The organism is Streptomyces sp. a15, assembly GCF_059026085.1.
Genome location: NZ_JBWLKM010000103.1, coordinates 1 through 10,177 on the forward strand (window position 1 = coordinate 1; position 10,177 = coordinate 10,177).

6 protein-coding genes and 2 pseudogenes are annotated in these 10,177 nt (G+C 68.9%); 4 read left to right on the forward strand and 4 right to left on the reverse strand.

The genetic code is table 11. The features are described from left to right. Positions 1-86: 86 nt before the first annotated feature. Positions 87-1,052, reverse strand: coding sequence for a helix-turn-helix transcriptional regulator (locus AC5P09_RS45805; protein WP_493879613.1), 966 nt, complete (start codon positions 1,050-1,052; stop codon positions 87-89). 92 nt (positions 1,053-1,144) lie between these two features. Here AC5P09_RS45805 and AC5P09_RS45810 point away from each other — a divergent pair, with 92 nt between their 5' ends. After that, entirely contained in the window at positions 1,145-1,510 is a 366-nt protein-coding gene (locus tag AC5P09_RS45810; protein ID WP_493879614.1) for a VOC family protein, read from the forward strand. A gap of 302 nt (positions 1,511-1,812) precedes the next feature. On the opposite strand, the pseudogene AC5P09_RS45815 reads toward AC5P09_RS45810, so the two are convergent. Together AC5P09_RS45815 and AC5P09_RS45820 are read right to left on the reverse strand one after the other, a co-directional pair. Continuing rightward, positions 1,813-2,189: pseudogene (locus AC5P09_RS45815) on the reverse strand (DNA-binding protein). Continuing rightward, a complete protein-coding gene (locus AC5P09_RS45820; RefSeq protein ID WP_493879615.1) occupies positions 2,186-2,470 on the reverse strand; it encodes a hypothetical protein in 285 nt (94 codons plus the stop codon). Before AC5P09_RS45820 ends, AC5P09_RS45815 begins: the two are co-directional and overlap by 4 nt. Before the next feature lie 103 nt (positions 2,471-2,573). On the opposite strand from AC5P09_RS45820, the pseudogene AC5P09_RS45825 reads away from it, so the two are divergent. Together AC5P09_RS45825 and AC5P09_RS45830 are read left to right on the forward strand one after the other, a co-directional pair. Continuing rightward, positions 2,574-2,786, forward strand: a pseudogene (locus AC5P09_RS45825) (hypothetical protein); the annotation flags it as partial. Positions 2,787-4,393: 1,607 nt separating this feature from the next. Continuing rightward, complete coding sequence (locus AC5P09_RS45830; RefSeq protein ID WP_493879616.1) at positions 4,394-6,937, forward strand: right-handed parallel beta-helix repeat-containing protein; 2,544 nt, start codon at positions 4,394-4,396, stop codon at positions 6,935-6,937. Here the strand turns inward: AC5P09_RS45830 and AC5P09_RS45835 are convergent. Continuing rightward, positions 6,907-7,452 carry a M48 family metalloprotease gene (locus AC5P09_RS45835; protein ID WP_493879617.1) on the reverse strand — a complete coding sequence of 182 codons (546 nt, stop codon included), beginning with the start codon at positions 7,450-7,452 and terminating at the stop codon, positions 6,907-6,909. The genes AC5P09_RS45830 and AC5P09_RS45835 overlap by 31 nt on opposite strands. A gap of 420 nt (positions 7,453-7,872) precedes the next feature. Here AC5P09_RS45835 and AC5P09_RS45840 point away from each other — a divergent pair. After that, positions 7,873-10,177 (forward strand): N-acetylmuramoyl-L-alanine amidase (locus AC5P09_RS45840; protein WP_493879618.1); only part of this gene is annotated, 2,305 nt, incomplete at its 3' end.

Below are 10,177 nucleotides of genomic sequence, written 5' to 3' on the forward strand. Positions count from 1 at the left end.
CGACTCGTCCAGACCAGCGTGAAGAAACTCGTCAATAACAACTCGAAGTAACACAATCAGGGTCACGAGACACTAGCTGTTGCGGGTCAGGACGTTAGTGACGGCGCATAGTGGTGGGCAAGGTTGGTGGCGAGGTCGCGGAGGTGAGCCCTGGCTTCGGTGGGGCCGTGCAGAGTGATGGCGCTCCCGAACGGCAGTAGTGCTCGCACGTCCTCCAGATGCAGGAAGCGAATCGTTACCTTGTGGCCGGTGGGGGATTCTTCATGGTCGTCCCGGACGAGTCGTTGGCCAAAGATCCGTTGCGCTCGCTCGATCTGGGTCTGGTCGATGGTGGCGCTGACCTCTATCGCGTGGTTGTGCTCCCACTGATCAATGAGCGCTGCAGCGACGGTGGCCAGGGTCTGGTTCTCGCGGATCCGTCGTGGCTGGTCGACTTCATTCCACGTCGTGATCCGTTCGAGTCGGTACATCCGTGGCACTTGGGCACGGTCGGCGACGAGGTACCAGATGCCGGCCTTGGCCAACAGCCCGTAGGGGTCCACGACCAGGTCGCGTGGGCATGATGCGCGTGGGCTGTCGTACTCGATCTGTAGCCGGCGACCTCGCCGCACTGAGCCGATCAGCGAAGCCGGAGTCGTGCCGGAAGCTCGTGTCTGGAGCCAGGGGCGGCTGTCCACGTGCACCACGTCGGTGAGCGGCAGGAGCTCATGAACTCGACGTGACTGTGTAGCGACGATCTTGGAGAGCGCGCGCCGGCTTTCGACCGATGCGTTGAGCTCCGCACGTTGCTTCTCGTCCAGCCCGGTGAGCGACAGATGATCACGCTCGCCCGGCGTGAGTCGCGTGAGGTCGAGCCCGGACCCGGGCGGCATGGTCACGCCTCCGAGGCGGCCCCGTTGTGCGGTCACCGGCAGTCCGGCGTCGCGGAGCCAGTTCAGGTCTCGGGTGATGGTTCGAAGGGACACCCCGAGCGCCGAGGCAAGTTCCTGTGTGGTCACGGCATCCCTCGATTCGAGGAGCAGCATCAGGGAGAAGAAACGGTCTGGGGTCACACACCAAGTTTTTCAGGAATTGCGACACGATGCGGCGCATATCCCGGTCAGGCTGGTGGATGCGTACCTACGACCTGTGAGAAGGAACAACCATGACCACATCCGTCGTGTCCATCGTCTATGTGAACGACGCTCCCGCCGCAGCTCGTTTCTACGGCGACCTCCTCGGCATGAGCCCCTCGTTCGAGACTCCGGGATACATCACCTTCGACCTCGGGCCAGGCGCTGACCTCGGTCTGTGGTCTGGCCAGTTCGAGGATCTGTCACCGGATGTCCCGCGTACCAGTGAGGTTTGCCTGGCCATCGACGGTGGACCCGACGAGCTCAACGCGATCTTCAAGCAGTGGCAGGCCAAGGGCGTCACGATCCTGCACGAGCCTCATGACGCGGGGTTCGGGCTGACCTTCCTCGCAGCCGATCCTGACGGGAACCGTATCCGCGTCGCACCGCAGGACTGAAAGGCCACAATGCGTCGATTCACTGCCATGTGCGATCAGCGAACGACCGGCTGACCAGAAGAAACGTTCATGGCACCCTGAATTTGCACTACAGCCCTCATCTCGGCGACCCGCATCACGGAGCAGGCCTCGACGGCGGATATCAGCAACGCGATTTTCGCAGCGACCCGCTGAGCGCCTCGCACCGAGTGAGCGACGCGGAGTACGTCAGCACCTGGTGGAAGGCACTTCGCGGTGACTCCGAGGCCAGCGGTCGTAAGCCGTGTCGCAGATCCCCTGTTACGGAAGCGTGGTGGAGAAAATCAGACTTTGATCACTCCGATGCGGGAGCCACACAGCATGTGGAGGGCTTCGGGGTCTGACGTCAGGACGGTCACGGGAGCGGGTGAGGCGAGTGCGGTGGCGGCCACGATGGCGTCGAGGGCGTACTTGTGGCCGTGCAGGCCGGCTGCGGCGAGGGGGCGATGGCTTCGGTGGGCGGGATGATGTTGACGCGGGAGACGGCGTAGTCGAATCGGGCCTGGTTGGTCTTGGGGTCGCGGGCTTCGACGAGGGTGACGGAGCTGGTGATGACGCGGATGTCCTCGGCCTCGGCGGCGGCGAGCCACTCGGTGAGTTCGGGTGTGCGTCGTACGAGCTTGGACAGGCCTTCGCAGTCCAGGACAAGGGTGCCGCTCACGCGGCGTCCGCCGAGCCGGCCGTGTCGCCGCGCAGGAGCGCTCGCTTGGCATCGACCGCAGCCTGGTCGGCCGGGCCGTGCTCGGCTTCGGCGTCCTCGATGAGTTCGCGCAGCCGGTCGCGCTCCAGCTGGCGCTGGATGAGGCCTTCGACGTAGGCGGACATGCCACGCTTGCCGGTGCGTGCCTTGAGTGCCGCGATGGTGCCTTCGTGGAGGGAGACAGAGACCGGGCGAACGGGTCCTTCGCCGGGAGCGGGAGCGGGGTCGGGGATGGGGGCCATGGAGCCATATTAACAAAACTCTTGTTATTCTGTGGGTGATTCTGCGGCGTTGCGGCTTGACCGGAGGCAGGTGGCGGATTGCCTCGCGGGGTACAGATTCTCTGTGATCACCAAGCGCGACGATGCGTCCCGTGGGCTGACGCGCGAGGAGTTGCTCGCATTGCCTGCGGCCGTGGACCTGGAGACGGCGAACCGCGCGCTGTCCCTGAGCCGTACCACGGGGTACGACTTTGCCAAGCGCGGCCGGTATCCGTGCACGGTCCTGCGTCTGGACAACGCCTACCGGGTCGTCACCGCCGACTTGCTCAAGCTGCTCCATATCGACGTGCCCGACCGCACAGCCATCGAAGAGGAGACAGCCGCGACACCCGAGGCGGAAGTGGGTGGCTTGTCGTCGAGCTGCTGTTGTTGCTGTGTGCGCCGCTGTGCTCGTCGGCGCGAGGGGTGTAAGCGAGAGGCCTGCGAGTGATGGCCATCGTCTCGTAAGGGGATACGCCGCCGCTTCCGGCGGCACGGTCACAGTCCACCTCACGGCGTCCGTCCAACGCGTGGCATCGTCGGGCTCCGATGTCTGCACCTGCGAGCTGAGCCTGGTCGGTTCACGCAGCTCGTCCTCGGTGATCGGGCGCAACAGGCCCATCCGCCGCCAGTCCACGGCGGCTCTCGCCAGCGCCGAGCCCAGCCCGGCCGCGTCGGCTCCTCCAGCGGCGGCCGTGGCGCACAGGCCCTCCTGCCAGCGCCGTTCCGTCGCGGGCCCATCATCCGCCGACTCGCCACCGACCGACTGCCGTTCGGCCTCGACCGCTTCCTTGCGCGCGCTGGGCTCGCTCGGGAGGACGACCGTGGCGGCCTGCTCCAGTACCAGCCGCGCGGTCGGCCCGAGCCGGCCTTCGGTGGACAGCAGGTGCTCGCGCACGTTGGACTCGACGGTCGCCAGCACCACGACCCGGGGTGCGAGTGCCCGGAGTCGGCCGAGCAGTTCGCCGTCGATACCGCGTGCGATGCCCAGACAGCCTTCCAGGCGATCGAGCCAGACGACCACGACCCGAGTGTCTCCCACCCGTAACGGTGGTTCCAGCGCGAGCAGTTCGGCCAGTGCGGCAACCCCCGGCCGGGGCACCAGGAGGCCGGCGCCGGGGAGGGCGCGACGCACCGCCTCCCACGCGGTACGCCACCGACCCGCCTTGGAGCCGCCGGCCAGCAGGACGAAGTCCTTGTCCCGCAGGGCGGAATCCAGCGCGGCGTCCACCCAGGGCCGGCCCTCAAGAGGGCCGTGCTCGCCCCGGCTGTACAGCGAGCGGGAGACACCCAGCTCGCCATAGGGATCCGCGTCCCCGACCGAGGGCAGTTCCTCGGGCCCCGACACCGCCGGAACCGCCAGAAGCGCACTGATCCGCTCGGCCCTCCGCGCACCCGACTCCCGCACCGAGGCCTCCCGTTGCTCCAGCCCTGCGACGTTTCACCATGGCCCGCACAGGTGCTGCCTCGTGAAGCACCCGGCGTGCGTCCAGCGGCCGGTCCCGGGTCGGCTGTGTCGTCATCACACAGGCGCGGCGTCGCACCGGCCAGGGCACGGTAGGCGGCACGTGCGGCGGTGGGCCCGGGGTGAACGGTCCCCACGGATCGTCCATCGTTTGGCCAATCGATGGCCAGGCCTGGAACTGCCCATGGTGATCTGGTGGTTACGATCCGGCTTCCGGGGTCATCCGTTCGAAGGTCAGATGTTTCGCCAAGTCCCCGCCTTTCCATGTCATTGGGATAAAGAGGGCTCAATTGAAGAGAATCGTGGGCTCTGCTCGGGTCGTAGCTTTCACGTTGCTGGGCATGGCCCTTCCCGTGGTGGCCAGTGCCTCGGCCACGGCGGACACGTCGGTATCCCAGGCGGACACGTCGGTATCCACGGCGGATACATCGGTATCCAACGTGCTGTACGTCGCAAAGACGTCCGCATGCTCGGACACCGCCGCCGACAGCGGCACTGAGGGGCGGCCGTGGTGCACGATCACCGCCGCGGCGGCTGCCGTCGAGCCGGGCCAGACGGTGCTGGTCGAGGCGGGGAGCTACCCGGAGTCGGTGACGATCACTCGCTCGGGTACCGCCGACGCGCCCATCACCTTCGTCTCCAACGACTGGTCGCTGGAGACCGCGGACGTCACCGGCCAGTCCACGACGCAGGGGGCGCATCCGGCGTTCACCGTCTCCGGTGCGCAGCACGTGGTGCTCCGGGGCTTCTACTCGGCGGCCCCCAATGGTGCTCCCTCCGTGTTGGTCGACGGCTCCTCCGACGTCACCGTGGACCAGGCGGTCCTGCGGAGCAGTGGCGGCACGCCTGCGATCCGGATCACCGGCACCTCCAGCCACGTCACACTGAGCCGGACGAGCATCACTCACTTCACCAACGGCAGCCCCGGTGTCGAGATCGACTCCGGCGCGTCCGGCACCGTGCTGGCCTCGGACAACGTCTTCAGCCCGTTTGCGACCAACAACGCGCCGGGCGTCCTGGCTCATGACGCGCCCGGCACGGTCATCACCGGCGACACCGTGGTCGGCAACTGCGAGCAGGGCATCGTCCTGGACGGGGACTCCTCCGGCTCGACCGTCGAGAACGACGTCGTCGAGGAGGCGGCGAGCGGCTGGACCTCCTCCCCGGCGGCCTGCGCGTCGACGGCCGACGCGACCGCGATCTCGGTCGCCGCCGCTGCCACCTCCGGCACGACCGTCGACGACAACGTGGTCGACCCCACGAGCGGCGGCTCGCTCTACTCATGGGCAGGTACCGGCTATCCGGACTCGTCCTCCTTCGCGGCGGCCACCGGACAGGGCGGCGCCGACATCTCCGCCAGTCCCCAGCTGACGGCGCACAGCTCCGGATCGCAGGAGTGGTTCACGGCCGCCGACTCCTCACCCGTCATCGACTCCGCCGACTCCGTTTCGCCGGGCGAGACGGCGACGGACTTCTTCGGCAACCCCCGCGAGGACGACCCGTCGGTGTCCAACGTGGCCTCCGGCTACTACGACCGGGGCGCGGTGGAGGTGGTGGGCCCGGAGCCCGGCGGAGGCTTCACGGTTGCGCCGCTCGGGCCGCCGAACCCGTTGCAGGTCACGGTCACCACGACCGCGCCCACCCCCGCCTGGACGGCCAACGGCCCGATCGACCGGGTGTACTCGTACGTCTTCGACGACGCCACCGCGTTCCCCGTCGACACGGACGGCGCGTTCACCTACACCTTCCACCGGGCGGGCGACCACGGGGTCGACCGGTACGACCCGAGGGGCGGCCCCGGCGACGAGACCGCCAGGCACGTCGTCGTCGGCGCCGACTACACGCCGGTCACCCCCGTGCGGCTCCTCGACACCCGGCACGCCATCGGGGTCACGACCACGACCCCCATCGCGGCCGGAGCCAACCTCGTCCTGCCCATCCCCAGCGTCGCCGGCATCCCGGCCGCAGACATCAGCGCCGTCGTCGCCAACGTCACCGTGACGCAGCCCACCGCCGGCGGGCATGTGACGGTCTACCCCGACAACGGGGGAGGCGTTCCGACGGCTTCGAACCTGAACTTCACGGCCGGGCAGACGGTTCCGAACCTGGTGACGGTGCCGGTGGACGGCGGGGGAGTGGTGCTCCACAACGGCAGCAGCGGCACTGTTCACATCCTGATGGACCTGCAGGGCTTCTACGGACGAGGCGGTTCCGGCTTCAAGCCCGTCTCCCCGGCCAGGGTCCTGGACACCCGCTCCGGCCTCGGCGCCTCCTCGGCGGGACCGATCGCCGCCCACGGCACCCTGGCCCTCGACCTGTCCGGGCGCCTGCCGGCGGGCACCACGGCCGTGGTGCTCAACCTGACCGTCACCCGGCCGACCGAGCACGGCTACCTCACCGCCTACCCCGACGCGGGCGCGGTACCAGGCGTGTCGAACCTCAACTTCACCGCCGGCGAGACGGTCGCCAACCTGGCCGTCGTCCCCGTCACCGACGGCAAGGCCGACTTCTTCAACGGCAGCGGCGGCACCGTCCAAGTCGTCGCCGACCTGGAAGGCTACTTCGGCTCGGCCGTCTCGGGGGCGAACCAGTCCTACGTCCCCTACGGGCCGGACCGCATCGTCGACACCCGCTACGCCAACACCGGCGTCCCCAAGGCGCCCGTCCCCGCAGACGGAAGCATCAGCTTCTACCCCCACTGGTACCAGACCTGCAGTACCAGCTGCCCGCGGCCGGCCGGCGCGGTGCTCAACGTGACCGCGACGCAGCCGCAGAAGAACGGGTTCCTCACCGTCTACCCCAACGAGCAGGCGGTGCCGAACGCCTCCAACCTGAACTTCTCGGCGGGCAAGACAGTGCCGAACCTGGTGTCGGTTGCCGACCCCGGCCTGATGATCGGCGTCTACAACCACAGCAGCGGCAGCGTGCAGGTCATCGTGGACGAGGAGGGCTACTACATCGCCCCGCAGACCCGGACAGACTGAGGACACCAGCGGATTCGGGCGCCGTCGGCATCCATCAGGCAGTCTGTGTACGGTCGATGTCGCCCGTGCTCTGTCGGTGTTCCGGGTCGATGTTGACGCGCCGGCGCCCGCGTCTGGCGGCGCGGCCCGCCGCTCTGCCGTACGAACGCCGTGACCTCCGGCACCAGGAGCAGCTCCATCGGCGCCGGAGTGCCGACCTGCGCGGCGACCTCCCGCACCCGCTGCCACAGACGGGGCTGTGCGTCCGGTGTCAGGACGAGTCCGTGCGGCGGCTCCTCGCGCGCACTGCGGCGGGTGAGCAGCAGAATCCGTACGACCGCCCAGGCGATGGCGACGGAACCGACCAGTCCCTCCAGGGTGCCGGGCGTGACGTGCCCGCTTCTGAGGAGGAACACGTCGGCGCCCGCCACGGCGGCCAGGATCGCGAGCGCCGGCAGATGGTGCCCGGCGACCACGCCGACCGCGAGCACGGCCCGCACCGGAACCGGGGGTACGCCTCGGCCCCGTCTGGCCATGACTCGCCTCACATCGCGCGCTGCCGGAGACGACCGACAGAGAAAAGACAGAAACGTGCAGATCTTGCCTGTTGCGGACAAACCATGAACAGGCCAAGAGAGGAAATCGACGAACCCGGTGTGTCACCGGCCCCTGGGGCGCGGCGGATGCCGCTGGTGTTGCGTCTTGCATGCGAGGTCCGAGGTGTTTACCCGTTCATGATCGAGCGATCGACCGTCCATGGTCCGATGCGTCATAACCTGCCGATCGTCGCGTACCCCACCGTCGCCCTGCCTGCCGGCAGGGCGCTGTCGTGACACGGACCGATCAGGGCCGGCGTGATGGCGTCGCGCGCGTCCACATACGAGGCGCTCGCGTGTTCCCCGTATCGCGGGGGAGCCGTTGCGGCCCTGTGCACCGGACATGGGTGAGGGGTAGCAGTGCGTTCGAGACACCGCAGTCAACGGAAGAGGATCTGGTGGGGAGCCGCCGGGGGGCTCGCCACCGTCGGGCTGGTCATCGGGGCGGTCGCGCAGGCCGCCCAGGGATCCGGCTCCACCCAGGGGCAGGGCGCTGTCGGCGGGACGGCGGTGTCCGCGCCGATCAAACCCGCCCTGCACACGCTGCAGGCCGACTTCAGCGCGGCCGGCGCGGAGTTCCACGTGCCGAGCAGCGTGCTGCTGGCCGTCTCGTACCAGCAGACGCTGTGGGAGTCGCACCGCGGCAACCCGTCGGTCACCGGCAACTACAACGTCATGGGCCTCACCTCCGTCAGCCGGTCGGATCTCCGGGAGGCGTCGGACACCCCGCCGGAGACGAACGGCCGGGGTGACGACCCCCGCGCGCCGCACCACCCCGAGGCAACACCGTCGAACAGCGACACGGTGCCGCCGATCACCCCGGCGATGCGCACCCTCGACACGGCGGCCTCGATGCTCGGCGACTCGCCGGCGTCGCTGCGCACCTCCACGCGACAGAGCGTGCGTGGCGCCGCCGCGCTCCTCGCCTCGTACGAGCGCGCCGCGACCGGCTCACTGCCCACCACCTCCGCGCAGTGGTACCCCGCGGTGGCCCGCTTCTCGCAGGCCGCGAACTCCGCCACCGCCGACCAGTTCGCCCACCGGGTCTACGCGACGATACGCACCGGCGCCCACCGGATCACCGCGGACAACCAGGAGGTGACGCTCACCGCCGACCCCTCGGTGCCGGTTCAGGCGTCCCCCAGGCTCAGCCCCGACCTCAGGTCCGCAGCGGACCAGGCCTCGGACGCCGTCGCCCTGAACACCGCCCCGCAGTCCGGGGCGGCCCACGTCACGGCCGCCGTCGCCCCGCTGTCCCCGCGGACCCCGGTGGTCCAGGCGGACACGACCACGCCCGCGACCGAGTGCCCGTCCACGCTGGCCTGCACCTTCACGCCGGCGGCCTACGCGCTGAACGGCAGCACCGACCAGACGGACTACGGCAACTACGACCTGGCCAACCGTCCCGCGGACGGGGACGCGATCACCAGCATCGTCATCCACGACACGGAGAGCACGGCGTCCTCGGCGATCAACGCGTTCCAGAAGCCGTCGTCCTACGCCAGCGCGCACTACGTGGTCGGCGCCGACGGTTCGGTCACGCAGATGGTGCCGACCAAGGACGTCGCCTGGCACGCGGGCAACAAGTACGTCAATGATCACTCGATCGGCATCGAGCACGAGGGCTACGCCCTGACCTACGGCTCCTGGTACACCGAGCAGGAGTACCAGTCCTCCGCGGCGCTGGTGACCTACCTCGCCCAGCGGTTCGCCATTCCGCTCGACCGCGAGCACCTCATCGGCCACGACGACGTTCCCGGCCCGCTCGACGCGTACTACGAGGGCATGCACTGGGACCCGGGCCCCTGGTGGAACTGGGGCCACTATCTCGGCCTGCTGCACGCCTCCCCGAACGGCGACGGCATGCCGGTGGCCGGTGGCGAGGTCACCATCACCCCGCCCTGGAGCACCGCGAACGAGCCGACCCTGACCGGCTGCGGCTCCTCCACCACCACCTGCCCCGCCAACCCGGCCAACTTCGTCTACCTGCGCACCAGTCCGTCCTCCACCGCCTCCCTGATCAAGGACCCGAAGTACACGGCGGACGGCCAGACCACCGGCTCCACGCTGGGCTGGGACTGGACCGACAAGGCCGTCTACGGCCAGACCTTCGTGGTCGCGGCGGTGCAGGGCGACTGGACGGCCATCTGGTACGACGGTCAGAAGGCCTGGTTCTCCAACCCCGGCGGCGCCTACACCATGGCCAACACCGGCACTGCCAAGCAGCTGATCACCCCTGCGGGCACGTCGGCGATCCCGGTGTACGGACGCGCCTACCCGGAGACCTCGGCCTACCCCTCGTCCCTGAGCACTCTCGCGGCGGACCCCAACCAGCAGCTGACCCCGCTGAGCCACGAGACCATCCAGCCGGGCCAGGCATACCGCGCGCTGGACCAGGTGACGGGCGACTTCTACTACGCCGAGAACCTCAACTGCACGGCCGACCCCGACTGCCTGCTCGTCGTCGGCACCACGCGGTACTACCCGATCCGCTACAACCACCGGATCGCGTACGTGAAGGCGAGCGACGTCAAGACGATCCAGCCGGTCGTACCGCCGACCGGCACGTTCAAGCCCGTCACGCCGAAGCGGATCATGGACACGCGTTCGGGTACGGGTGTGGCGAAGGCGAAGGTCGGTCCGGGCGGTACGGTCCATCTCCAGG

Bases quoted from the DNA above. Each gene is read 5' to 3' on its own strand.
- AC5P09_RS45810 (WP_493879614.1), top strand. From the start codon at position 1,145: ATGACCACATCCGTCGTGTCCATCGTCTATGTGAACGACGCTCCCGCC.
- AC5P09_RS45820 (WP_493879615.1), bottom strand. From the start codon at position 2,470: ATGGCCCCCATCCCCGACCCCGCTCCCGCTCCCGGCGAAGGACCCGTT.
- AC5P09_RS45835 (WP_493879617.1), bottom strand. From the start codon at position 7,452: ATGGCCAGACGGGGCCGAGGCGTACCCCCGGTTCCGGTGCGGGCCGTG.